General features: G+C 68.3%; 13 protein-coding genes and 1 tRNA gene. 7 read left to right on the top strand and 7 right to left on the bottom strand.

The genetic code is table 11. The features are described 5' to 3' along the window. Positions 1-65: 65 nt before the first annotated feature. Both AC0KTM_RS05590 and AC0KTM_RS05585 read right to left on the bottom strand, forming a co-directional pair. Entirely contained in the window at positions 66-959 is an 894-nt protein-coding gene (locus AC0KTM_RS05590) for a DMT family transporter (RefSeq protein ID WP_238957494.1), read from the bottom strand. Between the two features lie 77 nt (positions 960-1,036). Beyond that, entirely contained in the window at positions 1,037-3,403 is a 2,367-nt protein-coding gene (locus AC0KTM_RS05585) for an MMPL family transporter (protein WP_472415145.1), read from the bottom strand. Positions 3,404-3,597: 194 nt separating this feature from the next. Between AC0KTM_RS05585 and AC0KTM_RS05580 the strand changes: the two genes are divergently transcribed. The 4 genes from AC0KTM_RS05580 to AC0KTM_RS05565 all read left to right on the top strand — a co-directional run bounded on the left by AC0KTM_RS05580 (position 3,598) and on the right by AC0KTM_RS05565 (position 7,365). Continuing rightward, positions 3,598-4,836 (top strand): GNAT family N-acetyltransferase, encoded by a 1,239-nt coding sequence (locus AC0KTM_RS05580; protein ID WP_238957493.1) that lies wholly within the window; start codon positions 3,598-3,600, stop codon positions 4,834-4,836. A gap of 191 nt (positions 4,837-5,027) precedes the next feature. Beyond that, positions 5,028-5,100: transfer RNA gene (locus AC0KTM_RS05575), tRNA-Lys, on the top strand. A gap of 130 nt (positions 5,101-5,230) precedes the next feature. After that, positions 5,231-5,497 carry a hypothetical protein gene (locus AC0KTM_RS05570; RefSeq protein ID WP_225327053.1) on the top strand — a complete coding sequence of 89 codons (267 nt, stop codon included), beginning with the start codon at positions 5,231-5,233 and terminating at the stop codon, positions 5,495-5,497. A 128-nt stretch (positions 5,498-5,625) separates the two neighbouring features. Then, positions 5,626-7,365, top strand: coding sequence for a DUF3556 domain-containing protein (locus AC0KTM_RS05565; protein WP_472415144.1), 1,740 nt, complete (start codon positions 5,626-5,628; stop codon positions 7,363-7,365). Here the strand turns inward: AC0KTM_RS05565 and AC0KTM_RS05560 are convergent. Next, positions 7,352-7,579 (bottom strand): DUF3618 domain-containing protein, encoded by a 228-nt coding sequence (locus AC0KTM_RS05560; protein WP_225327164.1) that lies wholly within the window; start codon positions 7,577-7,579, stop codon positions 7,352-7,354. The two genes, AC0KTM_RS05565 and AC0KTM_RS05560, sit on opposite strands and share 14 nt — an antisense overlap. Before the next feature lie 104 nt (positions 7,580-7,683). Between AC0KTM_RS05560 and bcp the strand changes: the two genes are divergently transcribed. Continuing rightward, positions 7,684-8,157, top strand: a complete 474-nt coding sequence (bcp, locus tag AC0KTM_RS05555; protein ID WP_225327051.1) for a thioredoxin-dependent thiol peroxidase — start codon at positions 7,684-7,686, stop codon at positions 8,155-8,157. Here bcp and AC0KTM_RS05550 read toward each other — a convergent pair. Next, a complete protein-coding gene (locus AC0KTM_RS05550; protein ID WP_238957492.1) occupies positions 8,154-9,503 on the bottom strand; it encodes a cytochrome P450 in 1,350 nt (449 codons plus the stop codon). The two genes, bcp and AC0KTM_RS05550, sit on opposite strands and share 4 nt — an antisense overlap. Before the next feature lie 132 nt (positions 9,504-9,635). On the opposite strand from AC0KTM_RS05550, the gene AC0KTM_RS05545 reads away from it, so the two are divergent. Together AC0KTM_RS05545 and AC0KTM_RS05540 are read left to right on the top strand one after the other, a co-directional pair. Continuing rightward, the gene (locus AC0KTM_RS05545) at positions 9,636-10,076 is read left to right on the top strand and encodes a nitroreductase family deazaflavin-dependent oxidoreductase (protein WP_238957491.1); all 441 of its coding nucleotides are present in this window, start codon (positions 9,636-9,638) and stop codon (positions 10,074-10,076) included. A 42-nt stretch (positions 10,077-10,118) separates the two neighbouring features. Continuing rightward, a complete protein-coding gene (locus AC0KTM_RS05540; protein ID WP_472415142.1) occupies positions 10,119-11,204 on the top strand; it encodes an IS630 family transposase in 1,086 nt (361 codons plus the stop codon). Here AC0KTM_RS05540 and AC0KTM_RS05535 read toward each other — a convergent pair. The 3 genes from AC0KTM_RS05535 to AC0KTM_RS05525 are packed head-to-tail and all read right to left on the bottom strand — an operon-like array spanning position 11,201 to position 22,251. Beyond that, positions 11,201-12,595: a dipeptidase gene (locus tag AC0KTM_RS05535; RefSeq protein ID WP_225326593.1), complete on the bottom strand. Its 1,395-nt coding sequence runs from the start codon at positions 12,593-12,595 to the stop codon at positions 11,201-11,203. The two genes, AC0KTM_RS05540 and AC0KTM_RS05535, sit on opposite strands and share 4 nt — an antisense overlap. Continuing rightward, positions 12,592-12,984 carry a holo-ACP synthase AcpS gene (gene acpS, locus AC0KTM_RS05530; protein WP_163706636.1) on the bottom strand — a complete coding sequence of 131 codons (393 nt, stop codon included), beginning with the start codon at positions 12,982-12,984 and terminating at the stop codon, positions 12,592-12,594. The genes AC0KTM_RS05535 and acpS overlap by 4 nt, the downstream gene beginning before the upstream one ends. Positions 12,985-12,993: 9 nt before the next feature. Continuing rightward, positions 12,994-22,251, bottom strand: coding sequence for a fatty acid synthase subunit beta domain-containing protein (locus AC0KTM_RS05525; RefSeq protein WP_472415140.1), 9,258 nt, complete (start codon positions 22,249-22,251; stop codon positions 12,994-12,996). Positions 22,252-22,608 lie beyond the last annotated feature (357 nt).

Raw genomic sequence — 22,608 nt, 5'->3', positions numbered from 1 at the left:
CATTCGGTGTCTTCGCCGCAACGAATTCGTCACTCAGCCGAGGTCAGCGGCGTCGCGGCACGGCGCTAAGCGGGTTCTTGCTGCAGCTGCGCCTCGGCCCTGTCGCGCGTCGCGACGGCCTCGACACGGGCGAGTTTGATGATGGCCGCCGTCATCACCAACGCGGCCGCGACCAGGGCGATCGCCCCGGCGCGGCCCGTGTCCAGCGTTTCGCCGAGGACGACGACGCCCAGCACCGCGGCCACCACCGGCTGTGACATCTGCAAAGTGGGCATGGACGCCGTCAGCGGCCCGGCCCGAAACGCCGACTGGCTCCACGCCACTCCGCCGAGCGCGACGAGGATGCAGGCGTACAGCTCGGGCGTCCGGGTCACCGCCCCCAGCCCGTCACCGAGCCGGGCAACGACCTCCTTGGTGAGCACCGCAAAGATGCCCCACAGCGACCCCGACACGAAGGCGAACAGCACCGCGGCCACCGCCCCACCGCGCATCCGTCCGGCCACCACGCAGCCGACCAGCAGCGGCCCCAGCACGAGGGCCACCGCGGCCCACGTACCCAGCGAGGCGCCCGAATGACCTGCCTGCGGATTGCCGACGATGACGACCACGCTGACCCCGGCCGTCAACAATGCGGCCCACATCCACTCGCCGGCGGTCACCGCGCGATGCGACAGCCTGGCGTTGATGGGCAGCGCGAAGAGCACCGAAAACATCAGCAGCGCCTGCACCAGCAACACCGATCCGCCGCGCAGGGCGGCGGCCTGCAACCCGATGCTTGTCGCCAAAAGCACAGTGCCCCACCACCATCGCTGGCTGCGGAGCAGGTTGGCGAACAATTCGACGGAACCGACCGCGCCGTCGGTGATGCAATGCGCCGCGCGTTGCTGCAGGACGTCGCCGATCGCGACGCATAGCGCCGAGCTCAATGCGAGGAGAGCCGCGATATCCGTTCGGCCCATGGGGATTTCTCCGTCCTGTCCGGCGTCGGTGGCCCGGTGCTTGTCAAAGTCATTGCCTCACAACACACGTCGGATTGTCAGCCGCGCCCGGTCGCGGTCTTGGTGGGCCACCTCCTGATCAATGACCGCCCCTCGTTGGGCGCGTCGCGGGCCCAGCGGCCCCGCCCGACCGCGATTTCGCCGTCTTCACCGGTCGCCGACCGTTCCCTCAGCCAGAGCAGGGGCCGCGGCGCCCACCACGTCCAGCGGCCCAGCAGGTGGATGAACGCCGGAACCAGGACCATGCGCACCAGCGTGGCGTCGACGAGCACGCCAAGCGTGAGGCCGAGCCCCAGCATGCGCATGAACGAGACGTGCGCCGGGATCAGCGCGGCGAACGAAATCGACATCACCACGGCGGCGGTCGTGACGACCCGGCCGATGCCGGCGATGCCCAGCGCCGTGCTCTCGTCGGTGGCGGCGCGCGCCTCGGCCGCGGTGGCCGGCGTCTCCCGCATGGCCTGCGAGGCCAGCCAGTACTCGTGGATGCGCGAGACCAGGAACACCTCGTAATCCATGGCCAGCCCGAAGGCGATGCAGAACAGCAGCACCGGGATGTTGGCGTTCAACGTCCCGTTGGGGGTGGTCCCCAGGGCGCCCAGGTGGCCGTCTTGGAAGATCCACACCATCGCCCCGAACGCCGCCGTCAGCGACAACACGTTGCACACCAGCGCCTGCAGCGGCAGCACCGCGCTGCCGGTCAGCAAGAACAGCAACGCGAACGTGATGAGCGCGATCAGCGCGAACACGATCGGCAGTCGCTGGGTGATCGCGTCGACGCTGTCGCGGTTGATCTGCGCCAGCCCGGTCATCTCCACCGGCTGCCCGGCGGGCCCGGCGACCTGATGCAACCTGCCGAGCTGGGCGTTGGAGGCCTGCGAATAGAGCGGCGCGGTGGTCGAGACGGTGAGGAACGCGCTGCCGTTGGCCACGCCGGCGGGGGCAACGGGTGGCCCCACCCGCGCCCCATCGGCGAACGTCCCGGTCGGTGCGCTGACCGCGGACACGTCGGGCACGCGGGACAGCTCGGCGGCGTACCGCTGCAGGTCGGCGGGGGTCACGCCGCGGGCGTCGGGCACGACCACCGACACCCCGGTGCCGAACCCGTTGGCGAAATCGTTGTCCAGCATGTCGGCGACCTGGCGCGCCGACGCGGATTCGGGCAGCACCCGCTCGTCCGGGAAGCCCCACTTCACCCCCAGGAACGGCGCGCCCAGCAACAGCAGCAGCGCGACGACGCTCAGGCCGACCGGCATGGCGTGGCGCAGCACGTACCGCGTCGACCGGTACCAGAACTGCTCCTCGAGCGGCCGGTGCGCGTGGTCGCGGAACGACCGCTGCCCGTGCAGGATGCGATGCATCACCCGCCGGGCGTCCAGCACGTGCAGCCGGGGCCCCAGCAGCACGATCGCCGCCGGGGTGACCACCACCGCGGCGATCGCCACGATGATCGCGGTGACCACGATGGTGTAGGCGGACGACTTCAGGAAGTACATCGGGAACAGCGCCATCACCGCCATCGACAGCCCGACGGTCGTGGCCGAGAAGAGCACGGTCCGGCCGGCGGTGGCCATGGTGCGGTACAGCGCCCGGTTCCTGTCCTCGGTGCGGGCCAGCTCCTCGCGGTAGCGGGTGATGATCAGCAGGTTGTAGTCGATGGCCAGGGCCAGGCCCATGGCGATGCTCAGGTCCAGCGCGTACGTCGACACGTCGGTGGCGAAGGTGATCAGCCGCAGCACCGACATGGTGCCGACGATGGCCAGGAGGCCGAGGACGATCGGCAGCGTGGCCGCCACCACACCGCCGAGCACCCAGACCAGCACCGCGAAGCTCAGCGGGATCGCGATGGACTCCATCAACAGCAGATCTCGCTGGTTCTGCCCGTTGATCTGCGCGTACGCGACGGCCATGCCGCCGGCGCGCACGGTGACGCCGTCGCGGTCGTGCACGAGGTCGCTGGTGAGCGTGCTGGCGTACTTCTGCGCGTCGTTCTCGCCGCCTTTCAGGCCGGCGACGATCATCCCGGATCTGTTGTCCTTGCTGATCAGCTGGGCGGCGGCCTGCGGCCGATCGGGTGGCATGGTCCACGCCGACGACACGTTCAGCACCCATGGCGATCGTTTCAGCTGATCCACGATGTCGGTGGCGACCCGGCGCGCCTGGTTACTGCGGACGCCGTCCGGGGCCGTCACCACGATCAGCATCTGCTGATCGGTTTGGTTGAACTTGTCCCGCAGGACCTCGGTAGCGCGCGCGGACTCCGAGGTCGGGTCCTGGAAACCACCGCCGGAAAGGCTGTTGACCACCGGAAGCCCGAAGACTGCGGCCCCCACCAGCACCAGGAAGGCGAGCCCGACGACGCGGCGCGGGGCGGCAATGGCAAGCCGGGTGACTACCTGCAGCATGGCGTATCGCCTACCCGAAACCGCGCCGTTTGACCCGCCCCACCGCCGATTGTTCGCGCATGCCGTTACCCGGTGGGCGGCCCTTGAGGTTTGACCCTCTGGTACTCGGGTATCGAATGTAAAAGCACACTCAGCACGTGGATTCGGTGTGCGCAGTGCCGTTTTGCCTGGGCTACAAGCGGATTGGATGTGCAATGAACTCGACGGACGACGGCACCAACATTCGGCATCCAACCGAAGACGACTGGCAGGCGGTCTTTGAAAATCAGGCCCGCACGTTCGGCGATCCGGTGGGTCCGCAGGATCTCGAAGCGTGGAAACGCCGGGTCAACCTCGACGACATCCTCATTGCCGAGGACGTCTCCGAGCCCGAGCATCCGTTTCTGGTGGGAACGTCGATCATCTACCGTGCGCAGCTCACCGTGCCTGGTGGCACCGCCCTGCGCGCCGCGTGGCTGACGATGATCGCCGTCGCGTCGACGCATCAGGGCAAGGGGCTTTGGGCCCAGCTCAGCGCGAAGGGACTCGGGATCCTGTTGGACCGCGGCTATCCGATCGTGTGCGGCGTTCCGACGCAGACCGCGATGTACGACGGTTTCGGCGCCGGGGTGGCCAGCTATAGCCACACCTATTCGATCGACCGCCGCTTCGCGAAGTTGCGGGCCGCGCCGGACGGGAGCCGGGCGCGCGAGCTCAACGCCGCCGAAGCGAGCAGCCGCTTGCCCGAAATTTACGAACGATGGTGTGCCGCAACGCATGGCGCGATCACCCGCGACGACGCGTGGTGGGCCGACTACATGGACGACAGGGAAACGCAGCGGGGTAACGGGTCGGCGCTGCATTACACGGTCCATCCCGATGGCTTCCTGACGTATCGGGTCGTCGGGTCGCAACAGCATGCGTTTCGCCCACCCCTGGGCACGGTGGTCGTCGAGGACTTCTGCCCTATCACCGATGAAGCTCACACCGAGCTGCTGCAGACGCTGTTGGTGCTGGAGATGTTCTACCGCATAGAGATCGATGTGCCGGGCGACGATCCGCTTCCGCTCAAACTCACCGATCAACGCGCCGCGGAGATCAAGGGCGTGAGCGATTTCCTCTGGGTGCGCATCAACGACGTCCCCGAGGTGCTCGGCGCCCGCACCTACGCCGCCGACACCGACCTCGTGCTGGAAGTCACAGACCCGCTGCAGCTCGCGGGCGGACGGTTTCAGCTGCAGACCCGCGGCGGCGCCGGGAAGTGCACGCCGCATGACGGGCCCGCGGACATCGAGATCGGCCTGGCCGACCTGGCCACCATCTACATGGGGGCGCACCGGGCTTCCCAGCTGGCCCGGGCCGGCCGCATCGCCGAAGCGCGCGCGGGTGCGTTGGCTGAGCTAGACGCCGCCTTCGCCACCGACCGCGCGCCGTTCTGCGGCACGGTGTTGTGAATGCGGCTGCGCGACAGTGCGTTTCGTCTTCCATGCAGACCGGGCGGCGAACAGTTGACGACAGCGGGACGACGGCCCGGCCCGGCAACGCCCACCCGGGTGCGCGGGCACGCTATCCTGGGAAATGGTCGGGATTTCACTCCGCGGTAGGACGCCTGTTATTGTCGCCTACGCGGTCTCGCCGACCACAAGCGCCGTTAGCTCAGTTGGTAGAGCAGCTGACTCTTAATCAGCGGGTCCGGGGTTCGAAACCCTGACGGCGCACAGCTCACCGAATAGTTCATCGTTCGGTGGCTTTTGCTTCCACACTGGCGCCAGTGTCTCGGAACTCCCTTTCCCGTGGCCCCCGGGGCGTCTTACCATCGCAGCGACGGTGTTTGTCCAGAGGGAACCTGTGAAAACCGAGCTGAAGTGGGTCGAACCCCACGAGGGCCACTTCCACGCCAGCATCGATGACCGCAGCGAGTACCGCGTCCACGCGGTCTCCACGGGCGGCTTCCGCGCCGAACGGGTCGACGACGGCTTCGTGCACCACGATCTCGGCCGGGCAGCCGACGCCGCCGAGGCGCAGGCGATCTGCCAGGGCCTGCACACGCGGGCGAGGCGGCGCGCGGCATGGGAGGCGTACATGGCCGAAAATGACCCGCCCGGGTGGGAGTAATCGGGGCGGCTGATCAACCTCCACAAGCCATTTGCCGTCGTATCACCCCACAAAAGCCGCTCATGTAGGTAGTTTCTTGCTGACGCCGATACGTCCCCCTGGAGACGGGCCGCGTCGAAGGAGCTGCCATGGGGTTCATCCGGCCCAATCTGCCCGTCGTCGACGTGGCCGACTGGAGCGCACGACCACGCGCCGAACGCATCGTGCCGATGGCACGCCACATCGCCCAGCACGGGTTCGGCACCCCGCTGGTGATGCACGTCATGTACGGCGTGAAGATCGCGCTCTACATCCTCGGCGGCTGGATCTTCGCGTGGTCCACGCGAGGCATCGGCGGCTTCACCCAGGTCAGCGCATGGTGGGCGGAGCCCGTCGTGTTCCAGAAGGCCGTGCTCTACACGATGCTGTTCGAAGTCGTGGGCCTCGGATGCTGCTTCGGGCCGCTCGCCGGGCGCTACTTCCCCCCGATGGGTTCGATCCTGTACTGGCTGCGACCCGGCACCATCCGGTTGCCGCCCTGGCCCGATCGGGTACCGCTGACCAAGGGCAACAACAGAACTCCGTTCGACGCGTTGCTCTACGGCGTCCTGCTGGCGCTACTTGTGTTCGCGCTGGTGTCCGACGGCACCGGCCCGATTCCCGCCCTGGACACCGCGATTGGCGTGCTGCCGCGGTGGCAGACCGCCGCCATCCTGGCGGTCCTGGCCCTAATCAGCTTGCGCGACAAGGTGATCTTTCTGGCCGCGCGCGGCGAGGTGTATGCGCCGCTGGCGCTGACGTTCCTGTTCGCCGGGGCGGACATCGTCGTCGGGGCCAAGGTCGTCTTCATGGTGATCTGGCTGGGCGCGGCGACGTCGAAACTCAACAAGCACTTCCCCTTCGTGATCTCCACCATGCTGGCCAACAATCCGTTCATCCCGTCGGGACCGCTCAAGCGGTCGATGTTCAAGCGCTATCCGGATGACCTGCGGCCCAGCGCGCTGGCGGGTTTCATCGCCCACTTCTCGACCGCGGTCGAAGGGCTGGTTCCGCTGGTGCTGCTGTTCTCCCACGGCGGCTGGCCGACGGCACTCGCCGCGTTCGTGATGATCGTGTTCCACCTGAACATCCTGCTGGCCTTCCCGATGGGCGTGCCGCTGGAATGGAACGTGTTCATGATCTTCGGCGTGCTGTGGCTGTTCGTCACGCACGCGCACCTGGGCCTGTCGAGCATCGGCAACCCGTGGCCGATCGCCCTCGTCTTCGTGGTGATCGCCGGGACCGTCGTCGCGGGAAACCTGTACCCGCGCAAAGTCTCCTTCCTGCCCGGCATGCGCTACTACGCCGGCAACTGGGACACCACCCTGTGGTGCGTCCGCCCCTCGGCCGACGAGAAATTCCGCGTCGGCTCACGCGCCCTGGGCCCGATGCAGCACCTGCAGCTCGAGCGGTTGTACGGCAGCAAAGAGGAAACCCTGGTCCCGCTGCACCTCGCGCTCGCGTTCCGCGGCATGAACACCCACGGACGCGCGCTGCTCACCCTGGCCCACCGGGCGATGGCCGACTACGACGAGGACGACTACAACCTATGCGAGGGCGAAGTCCTGTGCTCGATGGTCCTCGGCTGGAACTTCGGCGACGGGCACATGCACAACGAGTGCCTCATCGAGGCGCTGCAGCAACGGTGCGGGTTCGAACCCGGCGAGGTGCGGGTCGTGATCCTCGACGCCCAACCCATCCACCGACAACGGCAGGAATACCGGCTGGTCGACGCGGCGACGGGCGAATTCGAGCGCGGCTACTGCGAGGTCGCCGACACGGTCGTGAATCAGCCCTGGGCCGACGACATTCCGGTCTACGTGCAGAGCGACCGCGTCAGCGGTTCCTGACGCGGCGCACGGTCACCACCACGACGAGCGCCCCGACCCCGGCCAGCGAGGCCAGCACCACAGGTTTCTGCACGAACCCGATCACTTGGGCCTTGAGGTCGTCGGCGAGGCGACGCGGGTTCGCCCGCTCGGCAAGGGAATCGACGGTGGCCGCCAGCTGGTCGCGGGCGACGTCGATGTCTCGCTTGATGGCTTCGGGGTCGCGGTCCGCCACTGTGTCCTCCAAGTCGCCCACTATCCGGCTCATGCACCTGCCCGAACTACCCTAGATCAGCTGGCGGTAACCCCGACGCCCCGGTGAACAGAAAGGGACCCACCTTGACCGAGACCACGCGGCTTGCACCGGGCGACAAAGCGCCCTCCTTCAGCCTGCCCGACGCCGACGGCAACAAGGTATCGCTGGCCGACTACAAGGGCCGCCGGGTCATCGTCTACTTCTATCCGGCCGCCTCCACCCCGGGGTGCACCAAGCAGGCGTGCGACTTTCGGGACAGCCTGGCCGAGCTCAACGGCGCCGGCCTCGACGTCGTCGGCATCTCCCCCGACAAGCCGGAGAAGCTCGCCAAATTCCGTGACGCGGAGGGGCTGACGTTCCCGCTGCTGTCCGATCCCGACCGCAAGGTGCTGACGGCCTGGGGCGCCTACGGCGAAAAGCAGATGTACGGCAAGACCGTTACGGGCGTCATCCGCTCCACGTTCGTCGTCGACGAGAAGGGCAAGATCGCCGTAGCGCAGTACAACGTCAAGGCGACCGGCCACGTCGCCAAGCTGCGCCGCGACCTGTCCGTCTAGCTGATTACGGCGGCCTCCGTGTACTCGGTGATCGGCCGCGCGATCCCCTGTTCGTCGCACACCCGCTGCAGCTTCTCCAGCGTCTCGTCGATGCCCGGTCCGAGCCGCGGGCCGGGGGTGAAGGTCGCCGGAAGGTGCTGCATGCCCTGGATCACGCCGATGGTCGGATAGTGCACGGTGCCCTCGGGGTCGCAGCGGTAGTCGGGCATCCGGTCGAGCACCGCCGTGAGCATCGACTTGAACACGACCCGCGCGACATTGGAGCCGATGCAGCGGTGGATGCCGAGCCCAAAGCTGAAGTGCCGGTTGTTCTTACGAGCAAGGTCCAATCGATGCGGGTCGGGGAACACCGCGGGATCGCGGTTGGCCATCGCCCAGGACAACCACAGGCGGTCGCCCTCCTTGAACCGCGTGCCCGCGATTTCGAGGTCGGCGGCGATCGTGCGACCGTCCCCGGGGGCGGGCGTGAAGAAACGCAGGAATTCCTCGGTCGCCGAGTCGAGCAGCGTGTCCGATTCCCGCCTCAGTAGTTCGCGCTGCTCGGGATTTTCGCCCAGCCATTCGAGCGAGTGCGCCGTCAGCGCCGTCGTCGTGTCGAAACCTCCGCCGATGATCAGGCCGAGCATTCCGAGCAGTTCGGCGTCGGGGGCGGGTTCGCCGTCGATCTTCATTCGTGCCAACGCGTCCACAATGCCGGGGCGCGGGTTCTCCCGAATCTCGAGGAGGTGGTTGAACAGATCGGCTCCCATCGCCATCGTCTGCTCCAAAACCCTTGGGGCGTCCGGGGAATCGACGGGGGTGTAGACATTGGCGTGGGCCGGCTCGCAATAGAGCTGCCACTTCTTCAGCGGAACGCCCATCATCGCCAGCGTCAGGACGGCGGGCACAACGTTCGCGAGATCGTCGACGAAGTCGATCCGCCCGACTTCGATCTTCTCGTCGATGCTCGCCCGCACGATCTCGTCGACGAATGGCTTCCAGCGCTTGATGGCCGCCGGCGACATGTAGGGGTTGAGAATGCGACGGTAGGCGGAGTGCTCAGGTTCATCCATCTCGAGCATGCCGCCACGGACGCCGGTGGCCTGCGGCAGCGTGGGAATGGTGATGCCCTTGTAGCCGGTGCCCTCTCCGGTGACGTCGTGGTCGTTGGACACGTGCGGGCACCGAGCGAGCTCGAAGACCTCCCGGTTGCCCGCGGCCACCCAATGCCCGTCGTAGGTGTCGGTCCACGCCAGCGGGCACCTGGCGTGCATCTCCTCGGTGATCGCGGTGAACCGCTCGCGGTACTCCGGGGTGTGGCGATCAAAGTGGTAACGGTTGGTCTTGCTGACGTTTTCCGTACTCACAGTGGCCTCTCCTGCGGACGAGTGGCTGCGTATAGAAGCAGTATGCAGCGAGACTGTCGGTCTCGTTAAGCATTCAAGCGGCTTGTCGGCTCATCTGGCAGAGATCCTGTCCACTCGGCGATACTGACTTCCATGAGTTCCCTCGCCGAGAAAGCGCTCGCCGGATTCATCCGGTTCCACGATCACGTGTATCGGGGAACTCACGGCTGGATCGGGCACCGGATGATGTGGATGCCCAGCCTGTTGCTGCACACGGTTGGTGCGAAGACGGGCGCGCCACGCACGGCCGCGCTGGCCTATGGCCGCGACGGCGAGGACTACCTGGTAACCGCGTCCAACGGCGGCGCCGCGCGCTCGCCGGGCTGGTACCACAACGTGAAGGCGCGCCCCGAGGTGGAAATCAACGTCGGCCCACGGCGTTTCGGCGCCACAGCGCGTTCCGTCCTGCCCGGCGACACCGAATACGACCGGCTATGGAAGATCGTCAACAAGGTCAACAAGGGCCAGTACGCCAGGTACCAGGAGCAGACGTCGCGCCCGATTCCCGTCGTGGTGCTGACGCCCAACCGCTAGTGTCCTGAGTCGTTAATTACGGCTCAGTTGTTAAACTGGGTGATGCCCACTCCGCGTGCTGCTGAGATTGTGTTGACTGATGCTGAACGTGCCGAGTTAGAGGGGTGGGCTCGGCGACGAACGAGTGCGGCGGGGTTGGCGTTGCGGTCGCGAATTGTGTTGGCGGCCGCTGATGGTGAGTCCAATTCCGACATGGCCGACCGGATGGGAATCTCACGCTCGACGGTCAAGCGGTGGCGTAACCGTTTTGTTGAGCAGCGCTGCGATGGCCTGCTTGACGAGCCGCGGCCTGGTAGGCCTCGGGTGGTCGGCGATGGGCAGATCGAAGCGTTGATCACCGCGACGTTGGAGACCACCCCGCCCGATGCCACGCACTGGTCGACGCGCTCGATGGCCACCCACCTCGGGTTGAGTCAGTCGATGGTCTCGCGGGTGTGGCGGGCGTTTGGATTGGCGCCGCACAAGCAGGATTCGTGGAAACTGTCCAAGGATCCGCTGTTCGTGGCCAAGGTCCGCGACATCGTGGGGCTCTACCTGGACCCACCCGAGCGCGCCCTGGTGCTCTGCGTCGATGAAAAGACCCAGATCCAAGCGCTCAACCGCACCGCACCGGTGTTCCCGATGCTGCCCGGCACGCCAGCACGGGCCAGCCACGACTACGTCCGCTATGGCACGTCGAGCCTGTATGCCGCCCTGGACCTGGCCACCGGAAAAGTCATCGGCTCTTTGCATGCCCGACACCGCTCCCAGGAGTTCTTGGCCTTCCTGAAAAAGATCGACGAACAAGTGCCCGCCGACCTGGATTGCCACGTCGTTCTCGACAATGCCTCCACGCACAAGACTCCTGCGGTAAAGCGTTGGCTGACAACACATCCCCGGTTCGTACTGCACTTCACTCCGACCGGCTCAAGCTGGCTCAACCTCGTCGAACGCTGGTTCGCCGAGCTGACCACCAAGAAACTGCGCCGCGGCACCCACACCTCGGTCCGCCAACTCAACGCCGACATCCGCGCCTGGATCGACACCTGGAACGACAACCCGCGACCCTACGTCTGGACCAAAACCGCCGACCAGATCCTGGCAAGCATCGCAAACTACTGCACCAAAATTAATGACTCAGGACACTAGGCCAGGTTGGCCAGCAGCAGCGCCTCGCTGATGGCCGCACGTTCCAGCACGCCGAGGTGCAGGCTCTCGTTGATGCTGTGCGCCTGGGTCCCGGGGTCCTCCACGCCGGTGACGAGGATCTTCGCCTGCGGGAACGCGGCGGCGAATTCCGCGATGAACGGGATGGAGCCGCCCATGCCCATGTCGATGGGCTCGGCGTCCCACGCCTGGCGGAACGCTGACCGGGCCGCGTCGTAGACGTCCCCGCTGGCCTCGATGGCGTAGGGCTCGCCGATGTCGCCTCGGGTGACGCTGATCCGCGCGCCCCAGGGGGCGCGGCTTTGCAGGTGGGCGGTCAAGGCGTCGAGGTGCGCCGTGGCGTCGCCGCCGGGGGCCACCCGCATGCTGATCTTGGCCCGTGCCCGCGGGATCAGCGTGTTCGACGCCTTGTCGATGGGGGTGGTGTCGATGCCGATCACCGTGATCGCGGGCTTCGCCCACAGCCGCTGCGGCACGGAGCCCGAGCCGATCTCGGACACGCCGTCGAGCAGGCCGGAATCGGTGCGGACCCGCTCGGGCGGGTAGTCGGGGTAGTTCAGCGCGGCGATGTCGGTTTCGTGCAGGCCGGCCACGGCCACGTTGCCGTCGTCGTCGTGCAGGCTGGCCAGCAGGCGCACCAGAACGGTGAGCGCGTCGGGCGCCACCCCGCCCCACAGGCCGGAGTGCAGCCCGTGGTCGAGGGTGGCGACCTCGACCACGCAGTCGACCAATCCGCGCAGCGACACGGTCAGCGCCGGGGTGTCGGCGCTCCAGTTGTCCGAGTCGGCGATGACGATCACGTCGGCGGCCAGCGTGTCGCGGTGGGCGGCAAGCAATCGGGCGAGCGAGGGCGAGCCGGATTCCTCTTCGCCCTCGACGAACACGGTCACGCCGACCGGCGGCTTGCCGCCATGCGCCCGAAAGGCCGCCAAATGCGTTGCGATTCCGGCCTTGTCGTCGGCGCTGCCGCGGCCGTAGAGCCGCCCGTCACGCTCGGTGGGCTCGAACGGTGGCGACATCCACTGGCTGCGGTCACCCTCGGGCTGCACGTCGTGGTGGGCATACAGCAGCACGGTCGGCGCGCCCGGCGGCGCGGGATGGCGTCCGATGACCGCGGGCGCTCCCCCTTCGCTGACGATCTGCACGTCGCCGAAACCGGCCTGCGACAACAGATCTGCCACCGCCTGGGCGCTGCGGTGCACCTCGGAACGACGGGCGGGATCGGCCCACACCGATTCGATGCGCACCAGGTCTTCCAGGTCGCGCCGCACCGACGGCAGCACCTCGCGGACGCGCTCTTCTATTGCGCGAGCAGACGCGGAGTCGCATGAATACTCGCCTCCCCGTGCGATTCCGCGTCTGCTCGCGCTCAAGGAGTCTCCAGGATCGCCACCGCGGCGGCGGTGTCCGCCTCATGCGTCAGCGACACGTGAATGATCACGTCGGCCAGGTGTTTGGCGATGTCACCGCTCAACCGCACCCGGGGCCGCCCCCACATGTCGGTGACCACCTCGATGTCGCGGTGGATGTCCTCGGGCAGCACGGGCCGCTGCGCGAACCGAGAACCCGACCAAGCCTTGATCACCGCCTCCTTGGCGGCCCAGCGGGCCGCCAGGTGACGCGCCGCCGACGAACTCTTGTCCGAGGCATCGCGGCGCTCACCCGGGGTGAACGTCTCGGCGAAGACAGTCCCCGGCTGGTCGACCTGCTCGGCGAAATCAGGAATGGAGACGAGATCGATGCCTACTCCGACGATCGCCACGCACCGACCCTAGCCGACGTAAAGGTCGTCTTCGCCCAGGCGGGCGTCGGCGTTGAGCAACATCGCCGCTTCCTGACGCTTCTCCGGCTCGTCGTGGTTGAACCGTCGGTCGGCCGGCTTCTCGTACATCGGGCGCCCACCGGCGATCGCGGAAGCCAGCCGTCGCTGACCGGCCAGCATGCGCTGCGCGGCCCGCTCGCGGTAGCCATCCCGATCGGACGGGTCCAGCGCGGCGATGAACGCCTCCGGGTGCACCAGCGCGATCAGACCCGACACGTGCCCGAAGCCGAGGCTGGTCACCAGGCCGGCCTTGAGCGGGAACTTGCCGCGCAGGTCCAAAGGCTCACGCACCCAGACGAAGTGGCCGGCGGTGGCCAGCTCGTCGTCGACGCAATCCAGGCTGCGGTTGGGCGGGATGACGCCGTCGCGCAGCATCTGGCACAGGCCCATCAGCTGGAACGCTGCCGCGCCACCCTTGCTGTGACCGGTGAGCGTCTTCTGGCTCACCACGAACAGCGGGTTGCCCGGCGACCGGCCCATCGAGTCGGCCAGCCGCTCGTGCAGCTCGGTCTCGTTGGGGTCGTTGGCAAGAGTCGAGGTGTCGTGCTTGGACACGATCGCGATGTCGTCGGCTCCCACGCCCAGCTTGGCCAGCGAGCGGGCCAGCACCGAGTCCTTGCCGCCGCGACCGGCGCCGAGGCCTCCGAGCCCGGGGGCCGGGATCGAGGTGTGCACACCGTCGGCGAAGCTCTGCGCGTAGCCGACGACGGCCAGCACCGGCAATCCCATCTTGGCCGCCAGCGCACCGTTGGCCAGCAGGATGGTGCCACCGCCCTGGGCTTCCAGGAACCCGAGGCGGCGCCGGTCGTTGGCGCGCGAGAACTTCGAATCGCTGATGCCCTTGGCCCGCATCATCTCGGTGTCGGCGGTGGCCGCCATGTCACCGAAGCCGATGATGGCCTCCAGGGTCAGGTCGTCGAACCCGCCGGCGATCACGAATTCGGCCTTGCCGAGCCGGATCTTGTCCACGCCTTCCTCGACCGACACCGCAACCGTCGCGCAGGCCGCGACGGGGTGCACCATCGCGCCGTAACCACCCACGTAGGACTGCATGACGTGGGCCGCAACAACATTCGGCAGCACCTCCTGCAGGATGTCGTTCGGCTTGGCCCGGCCCAGCAGGTTGCCGTGATACATGGTCTGCATCGAGGTCATGCCGCCCATGCCGGTGCCCTGCGTGGAGGCCACCAGGCTCGGGTGCACCCAGCGCAGCAGCTCGGTCGGGGTGAAGCCCGAGGACAGGAACGCGTCCACGGTGGCGACGATGTTCCACAGCGCCACCCGGTCAATGGAATTGGCCATGTCCGGGGTGATGCCCCACACCGTCGGGTCGAACCCGGTGGGGATCTGCGCACCGACGGTCCGGGACAGCTTGGTCTTCCGCGGGACCCGGATCTCGGTGCCCGCCTTGCGGATCACCTCCCAGTCGCTGGAGTCCGGTACCGGTCGGGCCACGGTGTGTTCGGGGTCGAACTCGACGAACGCGCGCGCGTCGGCCTCGCTGGACACCACGAACGAGAAGTCCTTGTCGAGGAACACACTGACCAGAAGCGGTGAGGCGTGGTCGGGGTCGATCGCACCGTCATCCACGAATTCGCGGATACCGCACCGTTCGACGACGGCGTCGTGGTAACGCTCCACGATCTCCGATTCGGGAACCAGCTCACCGGATTCGGTGTCGTACCAACCGGGTTGGGGGTCGTCCTCCCACTTGACCAGTCCGGTGGTCCAGGCCAACTCGAGCACACCGGCGGCCGACAGCTCGCCGGCCACCTCCATCTCGAAGCGGGTCCGCGACGAACCGTAGGGTCCGAGCTCCGCGCCGCCGACGATCACCACCAGGTCGTTCAGGTCGACGTCGAGGTCCGCCCATTCGGGTGCCGGCGCCGGGTCGAAGCCGCGCGGCGGGCACGGCAACGCGGCAATGCTGCCCTCGGCCTCGAGCTCCTCGGGGGCGTCGTCCTCACCCGACGCGGACTGCTCGCGCGCCTTGGCGGCCAGCTCGGCCATGTCGAGGTTGGCCTCACCCAGCCCGCCGGTCAGGTCCGCCTTGATCGGCGCGCTGGCGGCCGCCACCTTCGACTCGATGTCGCAGAGGGCCAACAGCATTGCCGCCATCTCGTCGGTCGAGTACGTGGTGACACCGGCCTCCTCGACCGCGTCGACGATGGCGTCGTTGTGGCCCATCAGCCCGGTGCCGCGGGTCCAGCCGATCAGCGCGTGCGCCAGGCTGACCCTTGCCGCCCACGAGGATTCGGCGTGCCAACGGCTCACCAACGCGTCCAGCGCCGACTTGGCTTCGCCGTAGGCGCCGTCACCGCCGAACATTCCGCGGTTGGGTGAGCCGGGCAGCACGACGTGCAGCCGCGACGCGATGTCGCGCTCGGCGCCGATCTTCGACAGCCCGCCGATCAACCGCTGCACCGCCCACAGCAGGACCTTCATCTCCATCTCGGAGCGGGAGCCGGCCTCCGACAGATCGCCGACGACGCGCGGTGCGGCGAACGGGAACAGCAGCGTCGGGGTCTGTGCGTCCTTGATGTGAATCGACTGCGGCCCAAGGCTTTCGGTCTGCTCGGTGCCGACCCACTCGACCAGGGCGTCGATGTCGGAGTAGGACGCCATGTTGGCCGCGACCACCCACAGCGCCGCGCCGTAACGAGCGTGGTCGCGATACAGGCCCCGGTAGAACGCCAGCCGCTCGTCGTCGAGTTTCGACGTCGTGGCGATGACGGTCGCGCCGCCGTCGAGCAGACGCCCGACGACCGACGCCGCGATCGAGCCCTTGGAGGCGCCCGTCACCACGGCGACTTCGTTGGCGTAGGGGCCCGGATCCGGGTTCTCGGCGCCGGCCGCGATCCGGCCGAACAGCGACGCGTGGATCTGGCGGCCCGCGGAGAGGGCCTTGCCCTGCCACCAGGTGGCCTGGGTGGCCACGACATGGCCTGCGCCCTCGAACCTTTCGGACAGCTCCACCCATCGGGCGTCGATGTCGCCCTCGTCGGTCAGCCACAGCTTGACCAGGTCCTCGCGGGCGCTGGCCCACCGATCGTCGAACAGCACGGCCTTCTTCGGCTCGAACACCGGCGCGACCAGGCGTGGCCAGTCCGCGCCGAGTTCGGCCGTCACCAGGTCGATCAGCTCGGCATCGGTGGCCGCCGGCGACGCGCTGACCGGGTCGTCGAGGCCCAGCTGGTTGAGCACCAAGCGGGCGGCCGACGCCAGCACGCCGTTGCGGCCGGTGATCTGGTCGGTGAATTCGCCCAGCGCGGCCGCGTCGATGGTCGCACCGCCGCCACCACCACCCGACGACGGCTGCGCCACCGCGATGCCGTGGCGCGCGGCGACGGAAGCGACCGCGGCATCGATGGCCTTGTCGACGGCGGCGGCGTCGGCCAACGCACCCTCATGGAGGTGACCCATGGCACCGCCACGAACACTGGTGCCTTCGCGGGTTCCCAGCGCGACCTCGACCGTGACGTGCTTGGCCCAGCCCTCGCCCAGCTCCCAGGTCTTCTTGACCCGCTCGGCGATGGCGGCGGGCCGTTTGCCCGACGGCCCCAGCACCGTGCGCAGCTGGTCGTTGATCGCGTCGGAAAGCACTGGGCCGTAAGGCTTGTAGGTGCGCGCCAGCTTGGTCACCTGGGCGCGCAACCCGGCCAGGTCGGCTTCGGCGGCGCCGTCGATGGCGCCCAGGTTCAACTCCGAACCCAGGTCCACCAGAAGCTGGTTGCGCCGCGACGAGGCACCATCGGTGATGGATTCGATGGAATCCAGCTCCTCGATCTGGTCGATGCGCATCTTGGCCGACAGCGCGATCAACGCCAATGTCGCGTCGGCGGCGTCGAATCCGATGTCGTCGGGGCGTGGAGCACCCGACGGAGCGGCCGCCGGTGCGGGGGCGGCCGGGGCGGCCTCCACCTGCGAGGCGGATGCCTCCGACGCTTCGACCGCAACCTCTTCGGCCTCGGGCTCCGGCTCGGGATCGGTGTCGGTCGCGAACAGCACCGCCGCGTCGCGCTCGGCGTTGAGCACTTCGACTGTGCTGTGGGCATATTCGGGCAGCTTGAGGGTGTTGGTGGCCAGCCCCGCGACGGTCGGCGCGGACTTCACGCCGATCTCGACGAACCGCTCCACACCCAGACCGCCGGCGGCCTCCTCGGTGAACAGCAGGTCCTGGGTCTCGATCCAGCGCACCGGGCTGGCGAACTGCCAAGCCAGCAGCTCGATCAAGACGATGCGCGCCATCTCGATGCGGCGCTCGGCGAGCCAGGTGTCGTAGTCGGCGAGGATCGGGTCGAGCGGCTCGGCCGGCACCAGGTCGCGAATCTCCTGGATGAAGTCGCGGTCCAGGGTGAAGGGGCGGGGCACCAGGTTGGGGATGTAGCGCCCGATGATGACGTCGGGATCCTTGTCCCGCGGCATGACTCGGTCGAGCGAGCGCCGGAACTCCGCGACCCCCACCCGCAACACCCGCGAGTGGAACGGCACGTCGATGCCCGGCACCAGGATGAACGAGCGCTTGCCGCCGGTGATCTCGCGACGCCGCTCCACCTCGGCTTCCAGCGCCTCGAGGCCGCGGACCGTGCCGGCGATCGCATACTGCGACCCGCGCAGGTTGAAGTTGACGATCTCAAGAAACTCGCCAGACTTCGCCGCAATATCGGCGACGAATCCCGGGACTTCGTCATCCGGCAGGTCGATCTGCGACGGCCGAATCGCCGCCAGCCGGTAGTTGGACCGGCCCAGCTCGTCGCGGGGCACGATGTCGTGCATCTTCGATCCACGGTGAAACACCGTCTCCAGCAACGCTTCCAGCTCGTAAATGCCCGTCACGCAGGCCAGCGCGGTGTACTCGCCGACGGAGTGCCCGCAGGCGATCGCGTCTTCGACGAAGGCGCCCTGCTCACGCATCTCGGCAACCTGCGCCGCCGCCACGGTGGCCATCGCGACCTGGGTGAACTGCGTCAGGTAGAGCACGCCCTCGGGGTGGTTGTAGGGCACACCGCTGGCGATGATGCTGGTCGGGTTGTCGCGCACCACGTGCAACACCGAGAAGCCCAGCGTGTCGCGGGTGAACTTGTCCGCCTTGTCCCACACCTTGCGGGCGGCCTTGGACCGGGCCCGGACGTCCATGCCCATGCCCTTGTGCTGAATGCCCTGGCCGGGGAACGCGTAGACGGTGTGCGGGGCGGCCAGCCGCGCCGTCGCCGACATCACCAGGTCCGATCCGATGCGGGCGGCGACTTCCAAAACCTCTGCGCCCTGGTCGATTCCGACGCGCTCGACGCGGAAGGAGACCTCGTCGCCCGGACGCACCATGCCCAGGAAGCGGGCGGTCCAGCCGATCAGCCGCGCCGGTGGGCGGGCCTGGCCGTCGGTGGCGGTCACCGCGTGCTGGGCGGCGGCCGACAGCCACATGCCGTGCACGATGGGCGATTCCAGGCCGGCCAGCAGGGCGGCGGCCCGGTCGGTGTGGATGGGGTTGTGGTCGCCGGACACCATCGCGAACGGGCGCATGTCGACCGGCGCGGTGATGGTGACGTCGCGGCGGCGCCGACGCGGTGTGTCGGTGGCGTTTTCCGACACCGCGCCGCCGGCGCGCACCGGGTCGGTCAGTTCGGCCGCGCCGGTGCGACCGAGGATCGCGAAGCGCTCGTCGAGGGTGGCGATCACCTCACCGTCGGCGCCTGCGATGGTGACCGACACGGGCACGACACGTCCCATGTCGGTGTCCGCGGCCGCCAAAGCCGTTGCGGTGATGGTCAATTGAGCCGGGGTCTTCGGCAGTGCGCCGACCATGTGCGCGGCGTGGTCGAGATGCACCAGGCTCAGCAGGCCCTCCACGACCGGAATGCCGGTGTCGGTGACCGCCGAACCGATTGCGGAGAAGACCGCGGGCCAGCACGGGCCGACGAGGGCGTCGGGCACGGTGGAGAGGCTGGGGGCCAACGGTTCCCCGAAGGTGGCCGTGACTCCGGTGTGGTCGGCGACGCGCTCGGGGTCCCAGTCCACCGTGACGGTGGCGGTTCCGTCGGTGACCGCCGGCATGAATTCGGGACCGTCGACGCCGGCCGCGATCGCCAGCACCGCACGCATGGCCGTGGCGGCATCGTCGGTGGAGACCACCGGCGTCGCACCGTCAACGGTGTTGGGGGGCAAGGTGAATGGGATCTCGATCCACACCCCCGACACCGGGACGCTGAGAACGACCCGGTCGTCGTCGACGGTGAGGCGCGCCCCGGTGGACGAGTGCGTGGCGCGGCGGCTTTCGGGTCCTTCAGAGTCTCCGTGCACCAGCCATTCGGAGGGGTCGGCGATCCGGTGGACCGGGTTGATCGCGGTGCGGCCGGCCCACTGCACGTCGGGGGCGTCCAGCACCACGGCCAGCGGTCCGGTCACGTCCGCGCGGCCGGTCCGGCGCGACGTGACGGCCGTCGGCTCCATTCCGGCAGCGAGCGCCTCGTCGACGGCCGCCTGCTCGAAGCGGTCCAGCAGTTCACCGACGGGTTCGTCCATTCGGGTGATCCCCGCGACGGCCGCGGTGCCCGGGATGATGCACACCTGGTCGGCGTCGTAGCGGGCGTCGTGGGCCTGCCACAGCGAATCACTGCGCCACCAGCGCCGCACATCCTTGTCGATGACCGGCACGAAGTTGACCGGCTTGCCCGGCGTCTTGCACAGGGTGACGAAGAACGGAACGTCGGCGGGGTGCAGTTGGACCGTCTCGGCGTCGGGGTAGCGGTCGAGCAGCAGATCGATCGCCGCCTCGGGGTTCTCCAGCAGACTCTCGTCGTTGTAGAGCGTCTCGATGGGGCCGAAATCCTGTGGGTGCAAACGCGCTTCGGCGCGCTGCAGCATCTGCTGGAATCGGTCGCGCCACGTGTCGGCCAGCCACGGGCTGCCCGGTGAGGCGGTGTCGGCGGTGGAGTCGCCGTCGCCGATGGCCAGCTCGACGTAGCGCCGCAGCCACTGCAGGTAGGTCATCTCGCCGGCGTCGCCGAAATACGGCTTGGCGGTGGTGGCCATCGCCGCGATGATCTCGTCGCGGCGTTCGGCGACGGCTTCGGCGTCACCGGCGACCTCGTCGAGCAGCCGTCCGCAGCGCGAGGCGCTGTTGTCGATCTCGTGAATGTCCGCGCCGAGCTGGCTGCGGCTGGACGCCATGCCGCCGGAGGCTTTCCCGGCGCCGATCCACTGGTCGGTGCCCTGGGTTTCCACCAGCATCCGCTTGACCGACGGCGAGGTGGTGGCCTCCTTGGCGGCCATCGCCGCGGTGCCGACCAGGATGCCGTCGATCGGCATCGGCGGGAAGCCGTAGGCCTGCGCCCAGCGCCCCGACAGGTAGTCGGCCGCCCGCTCGGGCGTGCCGATGCCGCCACCGACGCAGACGGTGATGTTGGAGCGCGACCGCAATTCCGAGTAGGTCGCCAACAGCAGGTCGTCGAGGTCTTCCCAGGAGTGGTGGCCGCCGGCGCGGCCGCCCTCGATGTGGGCGATCACCGGTTTGGTGGACACCTCGGTGGCGATGCGGATGACCGAGCGGATCTGCTCGACGGTGCCAGGCTTGAAGACGACGTGGCTGATGCCGACGTCGTTCAGCTCCTCGATCAGATCGACGGCCTCCTCCAGCTCGGGGATGCCGGCGCTGATGACCAGGCCGTCGATGGCCGCGCCGGACTGACGCGCCTTTTGCACCAGCCGCTTGCCGCCGACCTGCAGCTTCCACAGGTAGGGGTCCAGGAACAGCGCGTTGAACTGGTAGGTGCGACCGTCTTCGAGCAGCCCGGAGAGCTCCTCGACCCGGTCGGCGAAGATCTCCTCGGTGACCTGACCGCCACCGGCCAGCTCTGCCCAGTGCCCGGCGTTGGCGGCGGCGGCCACGATCTTTGCGTCGACCGTGGTCGGGGTCATGCCCGCGAGCAGGATCGGCGAGCGCCCGGTCAGGCGGGTGAACTTCGTCGAGAGCTTCACCCTGCCGTCGGGCAGGCGAACCAGCGTCGGGGCGTAGCTCGACCAGGCCCGCGCCACCTCGGGGACGGCGCCGACGGTAAAGAGGTTGCGCTGGCCGCCGCGGGTCGCGGCGGGCACGATGCCCACGCCCAGGCCGCGGATCACCGGCGCGGTCAGCCGGGTCAGGATGTCGCCGGGGCCGAGGTCGAGGATCCACCGGGCGCCGGCATCGTTGACGCGGGTGATCTCCTGCACCCAATCGACCGGACGCACCAGAATCGATTCGGTCAGTTCCCGGGCCAGGTCTACGTCCAGGCCCACCTTCTCGGCCCAGTTGCCGACGATGTCGATGCCGTCGGCCAGCCGGGGCGTGTGGAAGCCCACCTCGACTTGCACCGGATCGAACACCGGCGAGAAGACGTCGCCGCCGCGCAGCTTGTTCTTCCGGTCGGCCTCTTCCTTCTCCGAGATCTGCTGGCAATAGAGCTCGAAGCGGGACAGCTGTTCCGGGGTGCCGGTGATGACGACCGAACGGCGGCCGTTGCGGATGGACAGCACGGGCGGCAGCACGGTCCGCACGTCCTGCGCGAACTCGTCGAGCAGCTGGCTGATGCGGTCGGGGTCTGCATTGGTGACCGACACCATCGGCGGCCGGTCGCCCAGCACGGAGATCCCGCGCCGGCGGGCCACCAGCGTCCCGGCCGCGCCGATCAGCTGGGCCATCGCCAGCAGCTCGACGTCGCGAGCGCCCCCGCCCTTGAGCGCCTCGACGGCGAGCACGCCCTGGGAATGTCCGGCGACGGCCACTGGCGGCGTCGCGCTCAGATCCATGCCCTGCCGCGCCAGCGCGCGCACGGCGGCGATCTGGGTGAGCAGCACGCCAGGGATCGATACCGCGGCCGAGGTTAGGTGCTTGGTCGACGGGGTCGGGTCCTCAGCGGCCAGCGCGCGGACCCACGTCAACGGCTCGAAGCCGATGGGACGCACCACGACCAGCTCTTTCGCCACCGGTTCGAGGAGCAGTTCCACCTCACCGACCAGCGCTGCGAGATCGGACTCGATGCCGGCAGACGACACCAGCTCTTCGAGGTTCTCCAGCCAGGCGCTGCCCTGGCCGCCGAACGCCACGGCGTAGGGCTCACCGGCCGTCAGGCGGTCGACGAGAGCATGGGTGTCCCCGGCGGGGCGCTTGCCCCCCTGCGGGCCGTGCCCGTCGTGGTCAGCGGACACCCGGTCATGCTCGTGGATCGTCACCTTCTGCGTCTCCCCTGGTATGCGTCTTTTCGTATCGGTTCGTGTGGGCGGTCACCACCAGAGGGTGGGCCTCGCCGGTGCTCCTCGATGCGGCGTGGTTCAGCGTCGAATCACAGCCGGGATACGGCTGCCGGTGCGTTGTCGGCGGACCGCCCGGATGGAGCTGAGCGGTGCGACGGACTTCATCGGCTGTACTAAGAGTGTCATAAGATTCGACCCCCGTTTTGCGTGGTGATCGGTTACTGGCGAGTTCTACGCATGGGTAACCGTGTTGTGGGTAACACGCGGTTTGACCGGCGGCCCGCATGCGATTCGCAAACCCGCTGCATGCAGGTGGTTACGGTCGAGTAGCTATAA

This window comes from Mycobacterium sp. NTMscope_Eco_3 (genome assembly GCF_976985685.1).
Note: the sequence above shows the minus strand (reverse complement) of the source record. Positions and strands in the feature narration are given on the sequence as shown.

Coding starts and splice junctions, on each gene's coding strand:
- AC0KTM_RS05565 (WP_472415144.1), top strand. CDS start 5,626: ATGGGGTTCATCCGGCCCAATCTGCCCGTCGTCGACGTGGCCGACTGG.
- AC0KTM_RS05540 (WP_472415142.1), top strand. CDS start 10,119: ATGCCCACTCCGCGTGCTGCTGAGATTGTGTTGACTGATGCTGAACGT.
- AC0KTM_RS05580 (WP_238957493.1), top strand. CDS start 3,598: ATGAACTCGACGGACGACGGCACCAACATTCGGCATCCAACCGAAGAC.
- AC0KTM_RS05545 (WP_238957491.1), top strand. CDS start 9,636: ATGAGTTCCCTCGCCGAGAAAGCGCTCGCCGGATTCATCCGGTTCCAC.
- AC0KTM_RS05590 (WP_238957494.1), bottom strand. CDS start 959: ATGGGCCGAACGGATATCGCGGCTCTCCTCGCATTGAGCTCGGCGCTA.
- AC0KTM_RS05585 (WP_472415145.1), bottom strand. CDS start 3,403: ATGCTGCAGGTAGTCACCCGGCTTGCCATTGCCGCCCCGCGCCGCGTC.